The sequence below is a fragment of the Rhodococcus jostii NBRC 16295 genome, from assembly GCF_001894825.1.
GTDB classification, from domain to species: Bacteria; Actinomycetota; Actinomycetes; order Mycobacteriales; family Mycobacteriaceae; genus Rhodococcus_F; species Rhodococcus_F jostii.
Map to the genome: position 1 here is coordinate 40,429 of NZ_BCWY01000054.1, position 19,954 is coordinate 60,382.

General features: G+C 69.7%; 18 protein-coding genes. 8 read left to right on the forward strand and 10 right to left on the reverse strand.

What is annotated here, in order from left to right; translation table 11 throughout:
* Entirely contained in the window at positions 1-2,019 is a 2,019-nt protein-coding gene (pknB, locus tag RJ1_RS28660) for a Stk1 family PASTA domain-containing Ser/Thr kinase (RefSeq protein ID WP_240319733.1), read from the reverse strand.
* A 111-nt stretch (positions 2,020-2,130) separates the two neighbouring features.
* Here pknB and RJ1_RS28665 point away from each other — a divergent pair, with 111 nt between their 5' ends.
* A complete protein-coding gene (locus RJ1_RS28665; RefSeq protein WP_073365906.1) occupies positions 2,131-2,499 on the forward strand; it encodes an Rv2175c family DNA-binding protein in 369 nt (122 codons plus the stop codon).
* Between the two features lie 6 nt (positions 2,500-2,505).
* On the opposite strand, the gene RJ1_RS28670 is transcribed toward RJ1_RS28665, so the two are convergent.
* The 4 genes from RJ1_RS28670 to RJ1_RS28685 form a co-directional block, all read right to left on the reverse strand.
* The gene (locus RJ1_RS28670; RefSeq protein ID WP_073365928.1) at positions 2,506-3,447 is read right to left on the reverse strand and encodes a phytoene/squalene synthase family protein; all 942 of its coding nucleotides are present in this window, start codon (positions 3,445-3,447) and stop codon (positions 2,506-2,508) included.
* Positions 3,448-3,454: 7 nt separating this feature from the next.
* Entirely contained in the window at positions 3,455-5,059 is a 1,605-nt protein-coding gene (locus tag RJ1_RS28675) for an alpha-(1->6)-mannopyranosyltransferase A (protein WP_073365927.1), read from the reverse strand.
* Between the two features lie 121 nt (positions 5,060-5,180).
* On the reverse strand, positions 5,181-6,779 hold the full coding sequence (crtI, locus tag RJ1_RS28680) for a phytoene desaturase family protein (protein ID WP_073365907.1): 1,599 nt from the start codon (positions 6,777-6,779) through the stop codon (positions 5,181-5,183).
* 8 nt (positions 6,780-6,787) lie between these two features.
* The gene (locus RJ1_RS28685) at positions 6,788-8,005 is read right to left on the reverse strand and encodes a polyprenyl synthetase family protein (RefSeq protein WP_205415354.1); all 1,218 of its coding nucleotides are present in this window, start codon (positions 8,003-8,005) and stop codon (positions 6,788-6,790) included.
* Positions 8,006-8,033: 28 nt separating this feature from the next.
* On the opposite strand from RJ1_RS28685, the gene metF reads away from it, so the two are divergent.
* The gene (gene metF, locus RJ1_RS28690; RefSeq protein WP_073365908.1) at positions 8,034-9,041 is read left to right on the forward strand and encodes a methylenetetrahydrofolate reductase [NAD(P)H]; all 1,008 of its coding nucleotides are present in this window, start codon (positions 8,034-8,036) and stop codon (positions 9,039-9,041) included.
* Here metF and RJ1_RS28695 read toward each other — a convergent pair.
* From RJ1_RS28695 to RJ1_RS28715, 5 genes are read right to left on the reverse strand one after another with little or no spacing between them, the layout of a single operon-like run.
* Positions 9,034-10,194 (reverse strand): glycosyltransferase family 2 protein, encoded by a 1,161-nt coding sequence (locus RJ1_RS28695; protein ID WP_073365909.1) that lies wholly within the window; start codon positions 10,192-10,194, stop codon positions 9,034-9,036. The genes metF and RJ1_RS28695 overlap by 8 nt on opposite strands.
* Positions 10,191-10,904 carry an LppM family (lipo)protein gene (locus RJ1_RS28700; RefSeq protein WP_073365910.1) on the reverse strand — a complete coding sequence of 238 codons (714 nt, stop codon included), beginning with the start codon at positions 10,902-10,904 and terminating at the stop codon, positions 10,191-10,193. The genes RJ1_RS28695 and RJ1_RS28700 overlap by 4 nt, the downstream gene beginning before the upstream one ends.
* A 31-nt stretch (positions 10,905-10,935) precedes the next feature.
* On the reverse strand, positions 10,936-11,748 hold the full coding sequence (locus RJ1_RS28705) for a carotenoid biosynthesis protein (RefSeq protein ID WP_073365930.1): 813 nt from the start codon (positions 11,746-11,748) through the stop codon (positions 10,936-10,938).
* Positions 11,745-13,319, reverse strand: a complete 1,575-nt coding sequence (locus RJ1_RS28710; protein ID WP_073365911.1) for a phytoene desaturase family protein — start codon at positions 13,317-13,319, stop codon at positions 11,745-11,747. Before RJ1_RS28710 ends, RJ1_RS28705 begins: the two co-directional genes overlap by 4 nt.
* A complete protein-coding gene (locus RJ1_RS28715; RefSeq protein WP_073365912.1) occupies positions 13,316-13,927 on the reverse strand; it encodes a GNAT family N-acetyltransferase in 612 nt (203 codons plus the stop codon). The genes RJ1_RS28710 and RJ1_RS28715 overlap by 4 nt, the downstream gene beginning before the upstream one ends.
* Positions 13,928-14,100: 173 nt before the next feature.
* Here RJ1_RS28715 and RJ1_RS28720 point away from each other — a divergent pair, with 173 nt between their 5' ends.
* From RJ1_RS28720 to RJ1_RS28745, 6 genes are all read left to right on the forward strand, one after another.
* Positions 14,101-14,565 carry an SAV_6107 family HEPN domain-containing protein gene (locus RJ1_RS28720; protein ID WP_240319732.1) on the forward strand — a complete coding sequence of 155 codons (465 nt, stop codon included), beginning with the start codon at positions 14,101-14,103 and terminating at the stop codon, positions 14,563-14,565.
* Between the two features lie 233 nt (positions 14,566-14,798).
* The gene (locus tag RJ1_RS28725; RefSeq protein ID WP_073365914.1) at positions 14,799-15,227 is read left to right on the forward strand and encodes an SCO2097 family morphological protein; all 429 of its coding nucleotides are present in this window, start codon (positions 14,799-14,801) and stop codon (positions 15,225-15,227) included.
* 494 nt (positions 15,228-15,721) lie between these two features.
* Entirely contained in the window at positions 15,722-16,153 is a 432-nt protein-coding gene (gene mraZ, locus RJ1_RS28730; protein WP_005247637.1) for a division/cell wall cluster transcriptional repressor MraZ, read from the forward strand.
* Between the two features lie 199 nt (positions 16,154-16,352).
* Entirely contained in the window at positions 16,353-17,369 is a 1,017-nt protein-coding gene (gene rsmH / locus RJ1_RS28735; RefSeq protein WP_073365915.1) for a 16S rRNA (cytosine(1402)-N(4))-methyltransferase RsmH, read from the forward strand.
* A complete protein-coding gene (gene ftsL / locus RJ1_RS28740; protein ID WP_073365916.1) occupies positions 17,366-18,043 on the forward strand; it encodes a cell division protein FtsL in 678 nt (225 codons plus the stop codon). The genes rsmH and ftsL overlap by 4 nt, the downstream gene beginning before the upstream one ends.
* Positions 18,040-19,890 (forward strand): peptidoglycan D,D-transpeptidase FtsI family protein, encoded by a 1,851-nt coding sequence (locus RJ1_RS28745; protein ID WP_073365917.1) that lies wholly within the window; start codon positions 18,040-18,042, stop codon positions 19,888-19,890. The genes ftsL and RJ1_RS28745 overlap by 4 nt, the downstream gene beginning before the upstream one ends.
* Positions 19,891-19,954: the final 64 nt, after the last annotated feature.

The following is a 19,954-nucleotide window of genomic DNA, read 5'->3' on the forward strand; positions in this document are numbered from 1 at the left end:
TCAGGGCAGTGAGACCAGGGTGACTGTGCTCCCGGGCTTCACGAGGTCGCCGCTCCCCGGATTCTGACCGATCACGAACGAGCGGTCCGTGTCGGTGACCTGACGCACCTTCACGTCGAGCCCGAGTCGGCTCAATTCGTCTCGCGCCGATCCGACCGTCCGGCCCAGCATGGACGGCAACCGCACCGCATTCGACACACTCAGCGTCACGCTGGTGCCGGCGTTGACCCGGGTGCCCGACTTCGGGTCGGTGGCGATCGCGTCACCGGCCACCACGGTGCGGTCGAAATCGGTGGTGATGTCCTGCACCACGATGCCCACCGCCTCGAGGGACGCGCGCGCCTCGGCCTCCGACATCCCCTTCACGTCGGGAACGTCCACCGGCGGTGCACCTTTGCTGACGATCAACTTGACCGCGGATCCCGTCGCGAGCTCCGTGCCCGGGGCCGGGTCGAGCGCAGCCACCGCACCGATCGGGACCTTCGCGCTGAACGCCTGACCGCCGTCGACCGGTGTGAACGTGCGGTTCCGCAGCTCCTGCTCGATCCCTGCGCGCTCGCCGCCCGCGGGCAGGGGCGGGACGGTCGGTCGGCCCAGGGAGACGAGAAGAGCCACCGTGCCGTCACGGGCAATCCGGGAACCGCCGGTGGGATCGGTGCCCAGCACCGTGTCGAGCGCCGCGGTGTCGGAGTACTGCCCGCGGATCTCCGTCGACAGTCCGGCGGCTTCGAGAGCCGTCACCGCGGCACCGCGATCGAGGCCGTCGGTGGTCGGGACGGCGGTGTACCGGCCCGAACCCATCCACCAGCCGCCGACCCCCACCGCCACGGCGAGCATCAGGATCACGAGCAGCCACACGATGGTGGTCCGGCGCGACCGCTGCCGTTCGGCGGCGAAATCGGGGTAGCGGTAGCCGTCGTCGGGCCCGTCCTCCACGGCGAAGGGCGGTTCGTTCATCGGCGGGCGCGGCGTCTGGGTGGTGACGACCCGGGTGTGCTGGACACCGGGCTGTGCGGGCAGCGGGCTGGGAGGCGACAGCGGCGCGGCCGGGTGCAGGTGCACCGTGGGCGGTGCGACCGGGCTCGCCGGCGCGCCCAGGGGAGGTGCGCTCGCGGCGGCCGCGGCACTCAGATGCTGCGCCGAGCGCCTCGGGGCAGGCACCCGGTAGGTAGGTAGGTCGAGCGCCGCCGCGATGCCACGCAACGCCGAGCCCATCTGCTCGGCGTTGGCGAAGCGGTGCGACGGTTCCCGGTGGGTGGCCTCGGCGACGAGTTCGTCGAACTCGGGCGGGACGCCGGCAATGAACGAACCCGGCCTCGGAACGTCCTGGTTGATCCGCTGATACGCGACGGACAGCGAGGTGTCACCGGTGAACGGGGTCCGCCCGGTGAGGAGCTCGAACAGCAGGACACCGGTGGAGTAGACGTCGCTGCGGGTGTCCGCGACCCCGGACGTCACCTGCTCCGGTGACAGGTACGCCGCCGTGCCCAGAATCACACTGTTCGAGGTGGTGGTCGACGCCGCAGCGGCCCGCACCAGACCGAAGTCGGCGATCTTCACCTCGCCGCCATCGGAGATCAGAATGTTCTCGGGTTTGACGTCGCGGTGCACGAGACCCGCCCGGTGGGCGACGGCGAGAGCGTCGAGAACCGGGCCCGCGACCGCGGCCACCGCATGCGGGGGCATCGGCCCGCGCTCCCGCAGGAGTTCGCGAAGCGTTCCACCGTCGACGAGTTCCATGACCAGGAACGCATGGTCGCCGTCGTGCCCCTGGTCGTAGACGGCGACGAGCGAGGGATGCTTGAGTCGCGCCACCGAGCGGGCCTCGAACTCGAACCGCGAGACGAACGCGGGATCGGCCGCGAACTGCGGATCCATCACCTTGATGGCCACCGGACGGTCGAGACGCGTGTCGAGCCCCCGGTAGACGGTGGACATGCCGCCACGCGCGATCGTGGCATCCACCCGATAGCGCCGGTCGAGCAGCTCGCCGATCAAACGTTGACCTCCATCGTGCACAGTGTCCGTTCCCCCGTCAGTGCGCGCAGCCCGGCCACGCGCCCCCTCAATCGTAGCCAGCGACACCGACCGGTAGCGCCACGCCGGAGGCGACCAGATAACGTTAGGGGAGTGAGTGCCATCCCTTACTGTGACGATGTCCTGGACCCTTCCGTCTCCCTCCTCCAGCTGGTGGACGTCGCGAAGAACCTCGGTATGGCCGTCACCCGTGTGCAGCAGCTTCTGCGTGATCAGCAGTTGATCGCCGTGCGACGCGACGGCGTCCTCGGTGTCCCCGAACTCTTCTTCGGCGAGACCGGTGAGACGGTCAAATGGCTGCCCGGCCTCATCGCCGTGCTGCACGACGGCGGGTTCGACGACGAGGAAATCCTGCTGTGGCTGTTCCGTGAGGACGACAGCCTGCCCGGCACCCCCGTGCAGGCCCTGCACGGCGACCTCGCCCGCGAGGTGATCCGCCGGGCTCAGGCGATGGGATTCTGACCACCCTCACCGTGAGCGGCCACCGGCCGGCACCGCGAGCCGGGCGAACTGGGGTAGCGCCGTCGCCCACCGGTTCCTCCGGGGAACGGTGGCGCGGCGGTCGAGGACCCGGTAACCCCCGCGCTCGATCTCGTCGAGAATGCGCGAGTACAGCACGAACGCGGTCCGGATACCGGGTTGCACCCGCCGGTCCAGCATCGCGATGCCCGGTTCCGCGTCCCGGTACACCGACCGCGTGACCGAGATCAGGTGGGCGAGAGCCCGCACGATCCGCTGGTCCGTCGCCCCGCTGCGACGGCTGTGCACGAGGAGTTCGCTGTCGACCCCGAACGCCGCCAGTTCGTCGGCCGGGAGATAGACGCGACCCCGATCCAGATCCTCGCCGACGTCACGGAGGAAATTGGTCAGCTGGAACGCCTCACCGAGCGCCGCGGCGTGCGGTGCGGCGTCCTCGACGTGCCCGGTGGTTCCGAGGACGGGCAGCATCTGCAACCCGATCACACCGGCCGACCCGTACATGTACGTCCGGAGTTCGGTCATGCTGCGGTATTCGGCACGATGCGCCGGCGTCCCGGGAACGTCCATCCGCATCGAATCGAGGAACGCGAAGAAGTAGTCGCGGGAGATGTCGAAATCCGCCACGGTGTCGAGAAACGCGGGGAGAACCTGCAGCATCTCGGGTGTGCAGGACTTCGGCCCGACCGCAGTCCGATCGCGGAAACCGAGCCGCAGCACGGCCTCGATCCGATCGAGTTCGACGGCGCAGTTCTCGGCCGTCCGGTCCGGATCGACGTCCACGATGTCGTCGACCGTGCGGGCGAAGCCGTACAGCGCGTGCACCGCGCCCCGGCGGCGTTCGGGAAGCAGTCGCGTCGCGAGGTGGTAGGTGCGTCCGTGCTTCGCCGTCACCGCGCCGCAATACCGATAACTGGCCGCCAGCTCGGTCATCGACAGGTCACTCGACGCCGGGCGACGACGCAGCACCTGCCAGGTCGGAGGTGCGCACGTCCTCGGGAGGCCGGGGTGTGCGCAGACGCAGCGGGTCGACCGTGCGCAGCGACACCGCCGCGACGACCGCGGCGAACGTCGCGAGCGCCACGTGCGCCACCGTGTAGAGACCGATCGACCCGTCGGGCTGGAAGACCAGCATCAACCAGGTCGACAACCCGACGAGGACCATCAGAGTCCGCGTCGACAGTGCGAAGCCGGCGGCAATGGCGATGGGCCAGGAGTAGTACCAGGGCAGCGCCGCGGGCGAGAGGATCACGATCGCGACCAGGACGATGAGGATCCCGAGGATCGCGTCACGCTCGGTCTTCCGGTACCGCCACCAGACCGTTAGCACGATCGCGACCAGGGCCACCGCACAGATCGGGCGGGTGACCGCCAGCACTTCACCCAGCCGCAGGTCCGCGAACCACGACGTTCCGACCGTCACGATGTGGGCAAGGATCGTGGGCAGCGACAACCAGTTGATGATCTTGTTCGAACCGGACAGCGCGGTCATCCAGCCCAGCCCGACACCGGCGACGGCGGACGCGGCCGCGAAGACGGCCACGAACACAGCGAAGCCCGCGCCGGCGGTCTTCGCGAACGACGCCGGCGGTGACGCGGGGGTGCGCCCTTCCGCCTCGGCCTTCTCCTTCTCGTGGAGCATCCAGATCCACACCATGAAGGGGAGGGCGGCGCCGGCCGTCGCCTTGATCGCGACCGCCACCGCGACGAGGGCGATGCCGGCGAGATGGCGACGCTCGAGGACGAGCGCGATGCCGGCGATCATCAGGCCGACCATCAGCAGCTCGTTGTGGACACCGCCGATGAGGTGGACGAGAACCAAAGGATTGAGCACCGCGAGCCACAGGGCGATGGCGGGGTTCCCGCCGAGGTGGCGTGCGAGGTGGGGGACGCCCCAGACCATCAGCGCGAGTCCCGGCAGCATCGTCAGGCGCAGCAGCATCGTCCCGGCGATCACGTTGTCGCCGGTCAGCGCCGTGATTCCCTGGCTGAGGAGCAGGAACAGCGGGCCATAGGGCGCCGTCGTGGTGGTCCACACGTTGCTGACGTTGTCGAGGAGGACTCCAGGGTTGACCACCGGTCCCACGGCGTACGGGTCGAACCCGTCCCGCAGAAGCGCGCCCTGCGCCAGGTAGGAGTAGGCGTCCCGGCTGAACATCGGCACGGCGAGCAGCAGCGGCGCCGTCCACACCGGGACGATCATCCGCAACTGCCGCAGGCTCACGTTGCCGCCGAGGGTGGCGCGGCCCAACCGCACCCACGCCGCGATCATCGCGACGACACCCACCCAGACGATGACGGTCGACAGGATCTGGCCGTGACCGAACCGCAGCCACGACAGGTGCATCGCCTCGAGGAGCGGGTCCTCGCGGCGAACGCTGCCCGCACCGAAACCACCGAACGTGATCATCACGGCGCCCGCGAAACCGAGGATCGCAGCGTGCCCCTCCGGGTTGCGGAGGAAGTCCGCCGTGGTCTGTGGCCACGATCGCTGCGGCGTGGTCGTCGCAGGGGCGACGGTCGCCTGCCGGGCAGAGGACGTCATGAGTGCAGATTCCTCCCCCGAGGTGAGTTCGGTTGCGGTCGGTGCGCTCGTCGTCGCGCGCATCGCATGGTCGAGGAACCAGTTTAATTGCTGCCGGCACCAGTTCTCGCCACGCCTCGCCCTATCCTCTCGCACTTCGTGCTTTCGGGAGCATTTCCGCACTTCGTGCTGTGGGGAGCCCCGTGATGCGTGCTGCCGCGAGTTTCCCCGACAGCAGGACGGTCGGAACTCCGACGCCCGGAACGGTGCCGGAACCGGCGAGAACCACGTTGTCCAGACCCTTGACCAGATTCGGACGCCGGAACGGTCCGGTCTGCCGGAACACGTGCGCCGCCGCGAAGGGACTGCCCGCGGCCATGCCCTTGCCGAGCCAGGTGAGGGGCGTGTCGACGTGGTCGATCGTGAAATGCTCCGCGATTCCGCCGTAGCCGCGGGCCTCGAGTTCGCGCAGCAATTCGTTCACGTACGGGCCGGTCAGCGAGGACCAGTCGAGCGGCGCGCTGTGCAGGTTCGGGCAGGGCGCCAGAACCGACACCGGCTCCGAGGCGGTGCCCGCGCGGTCGATGACGAGGCCCGGATCGGAGACGGCGGGCCGGGTGATCAGCAGGGACGGGTCCGTCATCAGGCGTCCGCGCCCCGCGCGCGCCGTGATCTCCGCGAACGTGCGGGTCCACGCGTGACCGAAGTCGATGGTGTGGTGCCGCCGGGCAGCCCATCGGTTCGTCACCGCCGTGGGGACGGTCCCGTGCAGGACGACGGCGGACGGCGACACCCGCACCCGGCGGGGGGTGCGGCGGGTCACCGGGCGGAGGAGTTCGTCGACGACGGCGGTGTCCGGGGTGAGGACCACGGCGTCGCAGTCGACCCGGTCACCCGCCGCGGTGACGACGGCGGTGACGCGATCACCGGTCGTCTCGACGGCCGCGACCTCGGTGCCGAGTCGGATCTCGCCGCCCGCGGTGGTGAGGGCGTCGGCGAGGGCGAGCGCGATCGAGCGCATCCCGCCCCTGGGGAAGTAGACGCCGAGCGAGGTGTCCATGTGGGCGATCGCGCCGTACACGGCGAGGGCGTCGGCGGGCGCGACCCCGGCGTACAGGGCCTGGAACGTGAAGATCCGGCGGAGCCGCGGATCGGTGATCGTGCGGTCGACCCGGGCGCCGAGCCGGCCGAACCCACCCAGCACGGTCAGCTTCAGCAGATCCTTCGCGGCCGCGCGGGACGCGACGAGATCCAGCGGTGAATCGAAATTCGCGTCCATGAAGCGGTGGTACTCGGCGTCGAAGATCCGGCCCAGCCAGCGCCGCAGCGTCAGGTACCGGGCCGCTTCGGCGGGTCCGCACACCCGGCTGATCTCGTCGACCATCCGGTCCGGGTCGGAGTGGACGTCGAGTGAGGAGCCGTCCGCGAACCGCGCGTGATACGCCGGGGCCAGTCGCTCGAGGACCAGGGCGGGGCGGGTGGAGTCGAAGTCCGCGCCCACGGCGGCGAGCGCCTCGCGGACCAGTTCGGGCATCGTCAGCACGGTGGCGCCGTTGTCGATGTCGTAGCCGGGGCCCCGGTACGTTCCCACCCGGCCGCCCGGTGAGGATTCCCGCTCGAGGACGGTGACGCGCCGGCCCGACCCGGTGAGGTGCAGCGCGGCCGACAGTCCGGCGAGACCGGCACCGACGACCACGACGTGATCGGTGCGGCCGGGAACCGTCCGTAGCGCGCGCGCCATCGGGGACCTCAGTAGTCGCGGCGCGTCGCAGCGACGGCCATCTCGGTGAGCTGCTGCTTCGCGTCGGTGGTGGCGGTACTCGCCGTCAGCGTCGACAGCGCGTTTCCGACGAGTTCCTCGATCTGCTTCTCCACGTCCGCCACCGCTCCGAGCGAGGTGATCGTGTTCCGGAGAGTGTCCACTTCCGCGTCGGACAGGTCGGTGCCGACACCCTTGCGGAGGAGTTCGGCGGCCGCGGGGTCTTCGGCGTCGGCGCGTTGCAGCGACATCGCGAACAGGACGGTGCGCTTACCGGCCCGCAGGTCGTCGCCCGAGGGCTTGCCCGTCACGGCCGGATCGCCGAACACGCCGAGCAGGTCGTCGCGGAGTTGGAAGGCGATACCGATGTCGGTGCCGAATCGGCGGTAGGCCGAGACGAGTGCGTCGTCGGCGCCTGCGAGTGCGGCACCGAGGTGCAGGGGCCGTTCGATGGTGTACGCCGCGGTCTTGTACCGATTCACCTTCATGGCCGCCTCGATCGACTCGTCCGCCCGGGCCTCGTTGCTGATGTCGAGGAACTGACCGCCGAGTACCTCGGTGCGCATCGCGGACCAGACGGGGGAGATCCGGGCCGACGCCTCCGGGGTGATGCCCGATTCGCGGATCATGTCGTCGGCCCAGGCCAAGGCGAGATCGCCGAGGAGAATCGCGACGCCCTCGCCGAAGTGAGCGGAATCACCGCTCCACGACCCGGCGCGGTGCCGGTCCTCGAACTCGACGTGGACGGTGGGGAACCCCCGGCGCGTGGTGGAGGCGTCGATGATGTCGTCGTGGACCAGCGCGCAGGCCTGAACCAGCTCGAGCGCCGAGCAGGCCCGGAGCACGGGTGCGGCCTCCGGGCCCCGGGCGTCGCCGCCCGCCCCGAGCCAGCCGGTCCACGCGAAGGCCGGGCGCACCCGCTTGCCGCCGCGCAGGACGAAGTCTTCGAGGGTGGTCACGGCGTCGCGGTAGCCGCCGCCCACGGAGTCGACCAGGTCCTGCCGGCTGGTGAAGAAGTCGCGAAGCGCATTTTCGACGTCGGCCGCGAGGGCGGCCGGGCGCGTTCCAACGGACAGTGTGGCCTCCAGGATCGAGTTCTCGCGTGCGCGCCGAGAGCGGCGACAGGCGTCGACACCACCATAGTGGGCGTCCTCCGGGGAGGGCGGATTCCGGGATCCCGGCCGCTCGCGGAGACGCAGTGGGTGCATTGCCCCGGGCAATACCTATGCTGGACGGGTGACATTCGATTCCGTCAGGGGGCGGGCCAGCGAAGGCTGGGTAACCCGCACCCCGTCCATCGTCGACCGGATCCGGTCGTCCGGCGACGGTCGGGTGCCCTTTTCCGTCGAGTTCTCGCCGCCTCGTGACGAGGCCGCCGAGGCCCGCCTGTGGCGTGCCGTCCGCGAGTTCGAGCGCATGGGTCCGGCCTTCGTGTCCATGACCTACGGCGCGGGCGGGTCGACGCGCGACCGCACGGTCCGCGTCACCGGTCAGCTCGCGGAGGAGACCACGCTGCTGCCGGTCGCGCACCTCACCGCCGTGTCGCACAGCGTCGACGAACTGCGTTCCATGGTCGGCGCGTACGCCGACCGCGGAATCAGCAACATCCTGGTCCTGCGCGGCGACCCGCCCGGCGACCCGCTCGGCGAATGGCAGAAGCATCCGGAGGGTGTCGAGTACGCGGAGGATCTCGTCCGGCTCGTCCGCGATCTGGGCGACTTCCACGTGGGTGTGGCGTCGTTCCCGGAAGGCCACTACCGCGCTCCCGACCTCGCACACGACACCCGGTACCTGGTGTCGAAGCTGCGGGCCGGCGCCGAATACTCCATCACGCAGATGTTCTTCGACGTCGACGACTACCTGCGCTTGCGCGACCGGGTGTCGGCGTACGACCCCGAGCAGGGCGCCAAGCCGATCATTCCCGAGATCATGCCGATCACGTCGCTGCGGTCGGTCCGCCGGATGCTCGAACTGTCGGGATCGAGTCTCCCCGCGCAACTCGAGAAGCGGCTCGCCGCGGCCGCCGGGGACGGTCCCGAGGAGAACCGCGCCGCCGTGCGCGAGATCGGCATCGACCTCGCCACCGAGATGAGTGAACGGCTCATCGCGGAGGGCGCCCCGGGTCTGCACTTCATCACCCTGAACTTCGCCCGCGCCACCAGCGAGGTGCTGGCCCGGCTCGGCGACAAGGTCGGTTCGGGTGTGGCGGATCCGGCTCCGGTCACCCCGACCCCGGTCAGCTGAGACTCCGGCCCTTCCACCGAGTACGCCCGCGACGGTGATTGCGGTGCGACGAGACCGTCAGCGCCGCCGCCGCGGCAACGGACAGCGGGTGCGCGCACGCGCCGGCCACGTCGGCGACGGTGAGGCGGTCACCGCGTTCGAGGGCACGTGCACAGAGCCGGGACGCCGTCGCCGCCAGATACCCCACCGCGCCCCACCGGCGCACGCGTCCCCGCCCCGCCACGAGCGCGACCGGGGGCGCAACGAACGCCAAAACCGCCAGGCCGAGCACCGCGGCGGCGCCGATGCGGGAGCCGAACGCCGTCCACAGCCAGCGGTCGTATCCGCTGCGTAGTGCGCGCCCGTCCTCGTACATGCGGCACGATGCGGACGGGCCTGCCAGGAACAGTTCCGTCGGCAGGCCCCGCCGGCGGATCAGGCGCGCGAGGTCCAGATCCTCGGTCAGGCTGTCCGCGACCGCCCGATGGCCCCCGACCTTCCGGTACGCGGCGGTGTCGAAGACCATGAACTGCCCGCAGGCCACGGCCGTCGACGGTCGTCCCGACCGGTTGGCCACGCCGACGGGCAGCGTCGCCGCCCACGACCACGCGAGCAGCGGCTGCACCAGCGTCTCGGTGACCGACCCGGCCTGCTGGAACGGCCAGGGACAGACCAGCGCGGCACCCGACGTGCGCAGCGCGGCGCACGCGACGGCCAGGGCGTCCGGGCGCAACCGCACGTCGGCGTCGAGGAAGACGAGGATTCCGGGTCCACCCCGGCCCTGCGCAGCGGCCTGCTCGCTCACCCGATGACAGGCCGCCGGTTTGCCCACCCAGCCGGGCGGCGGGACCAGGGTGCCCCGCACGACGGAGAACCGGGGATCTGCCCCGCACGCGGCCTCCGCGACCGCGGCCGTCCCGTCCGTGGAGGCGTCGTCGTAGACGAACACCCGGAGGTCCGGTACGCCGTTCTGATGCCGCAGGTCGCCGATCAGGTCCGGCAATCGGTCACGTTCGTCACGGGCCGGAATGCAGACGGTGACGGGTTCGGCGATCGGGCGGTCCGCGGAGGGGAGACGCGGGGCGCAACGCAGGTTTGCCACCGCCGTGGCGAGCCCGAGAACCGAGATCAGGGAACAGGTCCGGACGAGGCGCTCGATCGACGGGGAGGTCACACCTCCGAATGATCCTTCTTGCGACCGCTGCCGATCACCGGTTCCCTGTTGCGGGCCAGCCAGGCCAGCGCCCCGACGATCACGGCGACACCCAGCGTCACACCGGCCATGATGCCCGCCCAGCCCGCGAAACTCCGGGTGCTGGGATCGGAGTAGCGCACCTCGGCCCGGATCGTCGAGGTGTCGCCGGCGGGAAGCTTCCACGACACGATGGAATCGCCTTCGCGGGTGCCGTTCGTGGTGGCGATGCGGGCCGGGAAGGCGATGGTGAATTGCACGTCGGTGCCCGTCGCGGGCACCGAACTGAGATCGGCCTTCCCGTCGAGGGTCACGAGGTCGCCGGTGCGCTGGAGCGAGATCTGGAAGCTTCCGGTGGCCTGCTCCGACATGGTGCCGAGCTGTTGCACGTCGCCGAAGGTGAGGTCGCTGAAGAACGCCTGACTGCCGACGTAGCCGTCCTTCTTGTACTCCTGGATGCGCACTTTGTCCGACAGTGAGTCGGGGGGAGTGAGCTGGGGGCCCTTGTCCTGGTCGTTCGCCGGTACGGCGGCGGCCACGATCTGGCCGGAGACCCGGTCGTCGGCGGACACACCCATCGACACCTGAACCCGCAGGCATCCCGCGAGGAACGGTACGAGGAGGAGACCGAGGACGGCGAGGAACACGGCCCTCCGCGAGCGGGTCGAGGTCGGAACCGAAGGCAGCTGCACAGTCGTATCGTGCCAGGGGAGTGGTTCGGTGTCAGGCGTGAGGGTGCGTGTCGTGGGCACCGGGTCGCCGGGCGAGCGGCCGCAGCAGCGACACGAGCAGGGGAATTCCCAGGATTCCCATCGCGAACCACCCGTAGACCGCGGAGTACCGCAACTCGGGGGCGTCCAGGAAGACCGAATGGGCCAGCGCCGAACCCAGCCACGTCCACAGGAACAACGCGATCGGGACGCCGTCACGGTGCCGGGTGCCGCTGTCGAAGCGCCGGTCGATCCGGTCGACGGCGACCGCCATCACCGCCGCGACGAAGAACCACCCCGCGTAGTTCGTCAGCGGAATGTGCTCGATACCGGGCAGGCCGGCGTCGGTGACGCACCAGCGCCACTGGCCGTCCGCGACCATCTGCGGGTCCAGATACAGATCCCAGCCGACCACACCGACGGTCGTCAGTGCGACGCGGACCGCCCGCCGGTGCGGGCCGCGAGCGAGCACGGACGCCGCACACCACACCGGGTAGAAGCCGGCCGTCCAGGCGAACGGCACGACCAGGGGTACCCCGGCGAGCGCGGGCCCGAGCCGGTCGACGCTGTAGTCGTAGCAGCCGTACGGGAAGCCGGTGGCCGTTCCGAGGACCTCGGAGGCCAGGCCCAGCCCCGCCGTCACGGCCACCAGCCCGAGCGCCCAGCGTCCGCTCCGGGTCGCGGCGGCATGGGTGACGGACGCCGCGGCGAGCAGTGCGACGACGAACACGGTGACGGCGTCGCGGATCCCGCCGTGCACCAGCGGGTAGAGGATCTGCGCCGCGATCGCCGCCCCCGCGAGGACGGCGGGAACGCGGGTAGTCATCGCCGGCGCCACACGCGTGCCAGGCCCCGCCGGTCGTCGTGGAGTGCGATGCGTGCGGCGCTGCGACCGCTCGCGCCGGACACCCCGCCGCCCGGGTGCGTCGACGCCCCCGTGAGGTACAGGCGTTCGGCGCCGGGAACCCGGTGCCCCGACAGCTCGGGGAGGGGACGCCACATCATCATCTGGTCCAGCGACATCTCGACGTGCATGACGTTGCCGCCGAGCAGCCCCATCTCGTCTTCGAGGTCCTGCGGTGACTGCACGTGCCGGTCGAGGACGGACTCGCCGAAACCGGGTGCGAGCGCGTCGATCTCCGCGATGATCCGGTCGGCCTCCGGCCGGGCGACGTCGCTCCACCGCCGCCCGCCACTCAGGCGGTACGGCTGCCACTGCGACCACAGCGTCACCTGGTGCCTGCCCTCGGGTGCGATGGTGGGGTCGAGTCCGCTGAAGCTCATTCCCAGGACCGCGGGACGCGGCGGAAGCTCCCCGGCGAGGGCGGCGCCGTGCGCGAGCCGCAGGTGTGCGCGATCCGACACCAGGAGCTGGAGCCCGTGGGTGACCGAGTCGTCGGGTGCACTCGGATAGGCGGGGAGGGCGTCGGTGGCCAGCCGCACCACCATCCCGATACCCGGGCCGACGCGGATCCGGCGACGCCACCGGCCGAGGGTCTGCGGGTCGTACCCGCCGCGTTCGAGAAGTTCGAGGGTGGTCAGCACGTGGCAGCCCGCCACCACCGCGCGGGAGCGGATCTCGCGGCCCGACGACGTCCGCGTCGTCCAGGTGTCGCCGTCGCGGCTCAGCGACGTGACCGGGTCGCCGAGCGTGACCGTCCCGGCGTCCGACCGCAGTCGGGACGCGAGAGCCGCGGTCAGGGCTCCGCTGCCGCCGACGGCGCGGCCGGGCGGAATGGTGTGCATCAGGGCGGCGAACCCGACCATCGGCGCCGTCCCCGGCTCCGACATCGGGGGACCGGACTGGGCGCCGAACCAGGCGAGGGCGGCCTTGAGTCGTTCGTCGTCGAAGTACTCGTCGAGCAACGCGTCGCCGGAGCCGAGGAACTGGCGGGAGAGGTCGCTGCCGCCGTTCCCGGTGTCGAGCCCCCAGAACGACGAGAGCAGCGCGGGCGCGGTCGGCGGTTTCGAGAACGCACGCATGACGCGCGCACTGCGCGGACCCCACACCTCCACGAACCGGCGGTACGCGTCGGCGTCGGCCGCTCCGCAGGACACCTCGATCGACCGGCACGTCTGTTCGAGGCTGCGGCGGAAGACGATCCCGGGCCGATCCGTACCGGCGGGCGCCGGGGCGAACGCCCACGGATCGCAGTCGAGGTACCGCAGGCCGTGCGCGCCGAGGTCGAGTTCCTCGACGATCCCGGTGTGGCGGACCATGATGTGCGCGGACGACCCGCGGTCGACGCGGTACCCGGGAAAGCGTTCCACCGTCGACACCGCGCCGCCGAGGACGGTGTCGCGTTCGATCACCTCGACCGACCACCCGGACCGCGCGAGATAACACGCCGACACCAGCGCGTTGTGTCCCGAACCCACCACCACCGCGTCGATCACAGGGGAAGCCCGCGTCCCAGCACGGCGAAGGGCCGGTTGTCGCCCGCGAACCGGAAGTGGCGCAGGACATCTCTGAAGCCGAGACGCCGGTAGAGCCGCCAGGCGCGGTTGTCCTCGTCCGCCACTTCCGGGGTGGAGAGCAGCACCCCCCGTTCCGGTCTGCGGTCGAGGAGGCGGACGAGGAGGGTCTCGCCGAGCCGATGTCCCTGGGCGTCGGGGTGGACGTGCAGTTCGGTGAGTTCGAAGTAGTTGCCGAGGATCACGTCGATCTGGTCCCGGGACCACCCCGTGTGGCGCAGCCCGGAGCGGACCTGCTGGTGCCACCACTGTTCGGGCGCCCCGCGGTAGCCGTAGGCGACGGCCACGAGGCGGGCGGCCGCGCCGTCGGCGGAACCGTCTCCGGCCGGGACGAGCGCGCCGACGCCACGCCACCCCGATCGCTGCACGTGCTCGTTCCACATCGGCGCCCGGTGGTATTCGGTGCCGTGGGGATAGCCCATGGCGGCGACGTAGATCGACAGCGCCTCGTGCAGGCGTTCGCGGAACTCGGCGGCCGTGAGTTCGACCACGAGCGGAGTCTGGTCAGCGTTCGTGTCGACCGGTCTCACCTTTCTCTTGACGACGTGTCGGTGGGTCCAGCTATATTGAATAGGTCGAACGGATGTTCGATAGCGGGGATCCGGCGATGCTCGAGGGAAGCGAGCATCGCCGGCCCCCGAACTCACGACCTGACTACGCCCGGCGGGGTGGTTGCACCGGGGTTTTGGAGGTGTTCGAAGTGATGACGAACCCGGTCACGGGACCGACCTCTGGGAACTCGCGCAGGCCGGGCGATGTGCGCCACCCGGCCTCCAGGCGCGGTTCGGTGCTGCTCGATCGCGCCGACGCCCTCCTGGCGCAGTCGGTGGGAGCCGGCGCGGCGGCGGACCGATTCCACAGTGCGTATCTGGCCGCGCTCCGGGGTGCGGGCGCAGTGCTGGCCGCCGCGGAGGGCCCGTCGGCGGGCGGCAGGAGGACACGAACGCGTAACGCCTGGGTTCTCATGGCCGACGCAGCGCCGGAGTTCGTGAACTGGGCCGACTACTTCGCGGGTCATTCGGCCACCCGGGCCGCGATCGAGGCGGGTATGTCGCGAACCCTCACCGATCTCGAGGCCGACGAGTTCTTCGTCGAGGTCGGACGTTTTCTGCAGGCAGTCGAAGATCACATCGGACGTGGCGCAGGTCTCGATCTGCGGGCGTCGTAGCCGGGTCGGCGACCGGAATCGGCCGGAAAACGGTGAGGCGTGCACGACATTGCGGTGCCCCGAACGGGGTTCGGTGCGCGAGTCCGTAAGGTTGGTGGCGAACTCGTACGCGGAGTAGGTGGTACGGGGGTCGAACTGCTCGTATTATTAAATCTAGGTAGCCGCCAAAGTCGGTTACCCACCGTCTCGCACCGCGAGGCGGTGGCCAACACTCCAGTGCCGGGGGAGGTACCGTGCCACTCTCCGAGCACGAGCAGCGCATGCTCGATCAGATCGAGAGCGCTCTCTACGCCGAGGATCCCAAATTCGCCTCCACTGTGCGAGGCGGTCGCATGCGTGCGGCATCGAGTCGTCGTCGATTGCAGGCGGTGGCCCTGTTCGTTCTGGGGCTGGTTCTGCTCATCGCCGGCGTCGCCCTTCCGATCAAGCCGGGCGGGTTTCCCGTCATCAGCCTGATCGGCTTCATCGTCATGTTCGGTGCCGGAGTCCTCCTCCTGTGGGGTGGGGGAAAGAGCAAGTCCGGACAGTCCTCGCGTGGTGGCTCGACCGCGCAAGGCGAGACCGGTCGTGCCGATCGCGGTAAGCCCCGAAGCGGGCGCAAGAGTGGCGGATTCTCGTCGCGAATGGAAGACCGCTTCAAGAAGAGATTCGAGCAGGAGTAGTAATAACCCGCTCGGCACTTCGGCGGCGTGGCATGTAAATGCCACGCCGCCGAAGCCATTCTTGGAGAGCGCCTGGCCCGAATGCTCGCGGGGCCATCGCCGGAAGTTATTCGGTGGGGCCAGTGAACGCTCCCGGCCACGAATCCCCACCGCCACCCACCTCGTTTCCCCACTTTCCCCCATCGGCTCCGCCACGGGCCGTAGCGCCGGGGCGTCGTAGCCCCCCTTCGCGCCCTCACCTGGGCTTTTGCCGTGTTCGACTCCGTTGTGGGGTGAAATCGGATTGACCCCGCGCGTGTCGGTGATCACGTCGGGAATTTTCCCCCACCTTCCTCAATCTGCGTTGACCAGCAAGTATTGGGCAAATTGGGTGACAACACGCCGTTATCCACCTTGTGGGTGGGGGAAAGTGGGGTACTGTGGTGCGCAGCGGGGAGCGAAGGTGAACCGCCCGGGCATACGGCGTTCGATATGAACGCGGTGGGAGGTGTCGAGTGTTTCTCGGTACCTACACGCCGAAGCTCGACGACAAGGGGCGGCTCACGTTGCCCGCAAAGTTCCGGGATGCGCTGGCGGGAGGGTTGATGGTCACCAAGGGTCAGGATCACAGCCTCGCGGTGTATCCCCGAGAAGAGTTCACAGCTCTTGCACGCAAGGCCGCGGCCGCGTCGAGAAGCGATCCGGAGGCGCGAGCCTTCGTTCGTGGGCTGGCGGCGGGTACCGACGAGCAGCACGCAGATGCCCAGGGGCGCATCACCCTCTCGGCAGATCACCGTCGTTACGCGGGTCTCTCCAAGGACTGCGTAGTGATCGGTTCGGTCGATTTCCTCGAAATCTGGGATGCGCAAGCATGGCAGACCTACGTCGAGGCGAACGAGGAGAACTACTCGCAGGCAACAGGAGTCGCGCTCGGCGAGATCGTCTGAGCGCGACCGTGCCCCCGGCGAATGCCGCGAGGCCTCTGTCCGACGGAACCCTGACGCACTTCCCCAGCGCCAGGTTTCCATTTCGGGCAGGGACCTCGAAGCATTCGTCACGGCAGCGTGCCGACACGAGAAGTTCCAGAAGTGGACCCCCGGATTCGGGTGCGTCCACCCGCACCGCAGAGCAGGAGCCGGAGGGATCATGGTGGATCACGAGGGGGAAGATTCCTCGCCCGCCGATGGTTTCGGTCACATCCCGGTACTGCTTCACCGCGCAGACGAACTCCTGGGTCCTGCCCTCACCGTGAACGACCCGCAGGGCGGGGGCGCCGTCATGATCGACGCGACCCTCGGCCTCGGCGGGCACTCCGAGCACTTCCTGCGGACCTACCCCCAGCTGAGGCTCATCGCGCTCGACCGTGATCCGCACGCACTCGAGATCGCCGGTGGCCGGCTGGCCCCGTTCGCCGACCGCGTCACCTTCGTGCACACCCGGTACGACGGCATCGAGGATGCGCTCACCCAGACGGGGCTCCCCGCCGAGGAATCGGTGCACGGAATCCTCTTCGACCTCGGCGTCTCCTCGATGCAACTGGACGAATCGGATCGCGGATTCGCGTACTCGATCGACGCGCCCCTCGACATGCGGATGGACCCGACCACCGGCATCACCGCGGCGGAGGTGCTCAACACCTACGGTCACGGAGATCTCGCCCGGATCCTCAGCACCTACGGCGAGGAGCGTTTCGCAGGCAAGATCGCGTCGGAGATCGTCCGGCAGCGCGCGAAGGAGCCGTTCACCACCAGCGCTGCGCTGGTCGAACTGCTGTACCGCACCATTCCTGCGGCGACCCGCCGCACCGGGGGACATCCCGCGAAGCGGACGTTCCAAGCCCTTCGAGTGGAGGTCAACGGCGAGCTCGATTCACTGCGCGCCGCGGTACCGGCTGCACTCGACGCGTTGACCGTCGGGGGACGCGTCGTGTTCATGTCGTACCAATCCCTGGAAGACCGGGTCGTCAAGCAGGAAATCACCCCCAGGTCCAAGTCGAAGAGCCCCGAGGGGCTTCCCGTCGAACTACCCGGGATGGGACCGGAGTTCCGGATCCTCACACGAGGGGCGGAGCGCGCGTCCGAACAGGAAGTCGAAGAGAACCCACGATCAGCCCCGGTGCGTTTGCGCGCTGCAGAAAGAATTGCCAGGAGGTCGGCGGCATGACGGTTCAGGTGAGTTCCACCGAGATGCGGCCCGCGCGGGCGGACAACCGGTCGGGCGCGGCTGAGCGTGCGTACAAGAAGCGCACCCAGCGCGCGGCCGTGCACAGCGGCTCCGCGGTCGCCGTCTCCGGTCGGAATCGCACCGGCACGCTCACCGCCCGCATCCCGTTCGTGGCGACGATCCTGGTTCTGCTCGCGATGGGCCTGGCCGTCACCCTGCTCCTGACGACGCGTTCCGCCGAGGACTCGTACCAGCTGAGCGCCGCGCGCGCCCACAACCAGTCGCTCGCGGAGGAGAAGGCAGCGCTCCAGCGTGACGTCGAGACCGCCAACTCCGCCCCGAAGCTGGCGGAGGAGGCGGCCAAGCTCGGCATGGTGCCCGCCAACGATCCCGCTCGGCTCGTCGTCCACGCCGACGGCAGCGTCGAGGTCGTCGGAAAGCCCGCGCCTGCATCGGGTGCGCCCGTGCCGCCGCTGGACGTCGCCGCGCCGTCCGCCCGAGGCGGAAATTCCGTCGCGACCGCCCCGAACCGGGGGACCACCACGCAGTCGCCGCGCGCCACGCCGCAGCCCGGCAATGGTACGGAGATCCAGGCGCAAGGTGAACAATTGGTTCCCGTGATCCCCTCGACCACCGCACCGACGACTGCTCCACCGTCCGGCGGTCGCCGGTGAGCCGAAACGCACCGAGAAGTCGTCCCCGGCGCCCCACGGGCGCCGGTACCGCGTCCTTTCCGTTCAGGCAACGGTGGGGACGCGGACTGATGTTCTTGGCGCTCGGCCTCGCCGCGCTGCAACTCTTGTGGATTCAGGTCATCGACGCCCCGCAACTGTCGGCGGAGGCGGCGAATCAGCGCACGACCACCGAGGTGGATCCGGCGCTGCGCGGGTCGATCACCGACCGCAACGCCAATCCCATCGCCTTCACGATGGAAGCGAAGGCGCTGACCTTCCAGCCTGCGCGGGTGCGGAAGGAACTCGAGGAGGCGAAGGCGAAGAGCGACACCGCCCCCGACGTCGACTCCCGCCTGGACGCGATCGCGAAGGAGATCCACGACCGGCTCGGTGACGCCGCGCCCGAGAAGGATCTGAAGGCGAAACTGCACGGCGACGACACCTTCGTCTATCTCGCCCGCAGCGTCGACCCCGCGGTCGCGGCGCAGATCAGCGACAAGTTTCCGGAGGTCGGCCTCGAGCGGCAGGACATCCGCGAGTACCCGGGCGGCTCGCTGGCCGCGAACCTCGTCGGTGCCACCGGGTGGGACGGGCACGGACTGCTCGGCCTCGAGGACTCGCTCGACTCCACCCTCGCCGGCACCGACGGTTCCCAGACCTACGACCGGGGGTCCGACGGGGCGGTGATCCCGGGCAGCTGGCGCGACAAGCAGCCGGCGGTGGACGGGGCGAGCGTCGAGCTCACCATCGATTCCGACCTGCAGTACTACGTCCAGCAGCAGGTGCAGATGGCCAAGGACAAGTCCGGCGCGAAGGACGCCTCGGCGGTCGTGCTCGACTCGCGGACCGGTGAGGTACTCGCGATGTCGAACGACAGCACGTTCAATCCGGCGATCGGGGTGGGCAACAATCCCCGGTCGGTGGAGATGGGCAACCTGTCGGTCAGCACGCCGTTCGAACCGGGCTCGGTCAACAAGATCGTCACCGCGGCGGCCGCGATCGAATACGGGCTGACCACACCCGACGAAGTGCTCGAGGTCCCCGGCAACATCCAGATGTCGGGTGTGTCGGTGAAGGACGCCTGGGACCACGGGGTCGCCCCGTATACCGCCACCGGCGTGTTCGGTAAATCCTCGAACGTGGGCACCCTGATGCTCGCCCAGCGGGTGGGTGAGGACCGCTACGCGGACATGCTGTCCCGATTCGGCCTGGGCCAGCGCACCGACGTGGGGCTGCCCGGTGAGAGCGCGGGCAGCGTCCCGAGCCGCGACCAGTGGTCGGGAGGCACGTTCGCGAACCTGCCGATCGGCCAGGGCCTGTCGATGACGTTGCTGCAGATGACCGGCATGTACCAGGCCATCGCCAACGACGGTGTCCGCATCCCGCCGCGCATCGTCAAGGCGACCGTCGACGCGTCGGGGAACCGGACGGAGACCGAGGAGCCCGAGGAGGTGACCGTCGTCAGCCCGCAGACCGCGTCCACCGTTCGGGACATGTTCCGGTCCGTCACCCAGAACGACACCGGCAACCAGCGGGGCACCGGGGTGCAGGCGGCCGTCGACGGGTACCAGATCAGCGGCAAGACGGGCACCGCCCAGCAGGTCGACCCCGCCTGCAAGTGCTACTCGAACTCGAACTACTGGATCACGTTCGCCGGGATCGCCCCGGCCGACAACCCGCGGTACGTCGTCGGAATCATGCTCAACGCACCGACACGCAGCGCCGACGGCTCCGGCGGTCAGTCCGCCGCCCCGCTGTTCCACAACATCGCGTCCTGGATGTTGCAGCGCGACAGCGTGCCGATGTCTCCGGACCCCGGACGCAGGCTGGTGCTGCAGGCCGATTGAGCGAAGGTCGGCCGAATCGGGTTCCGGGAGCGCTCGCGGTAATCTGACACGTCGGCCGTTCAGT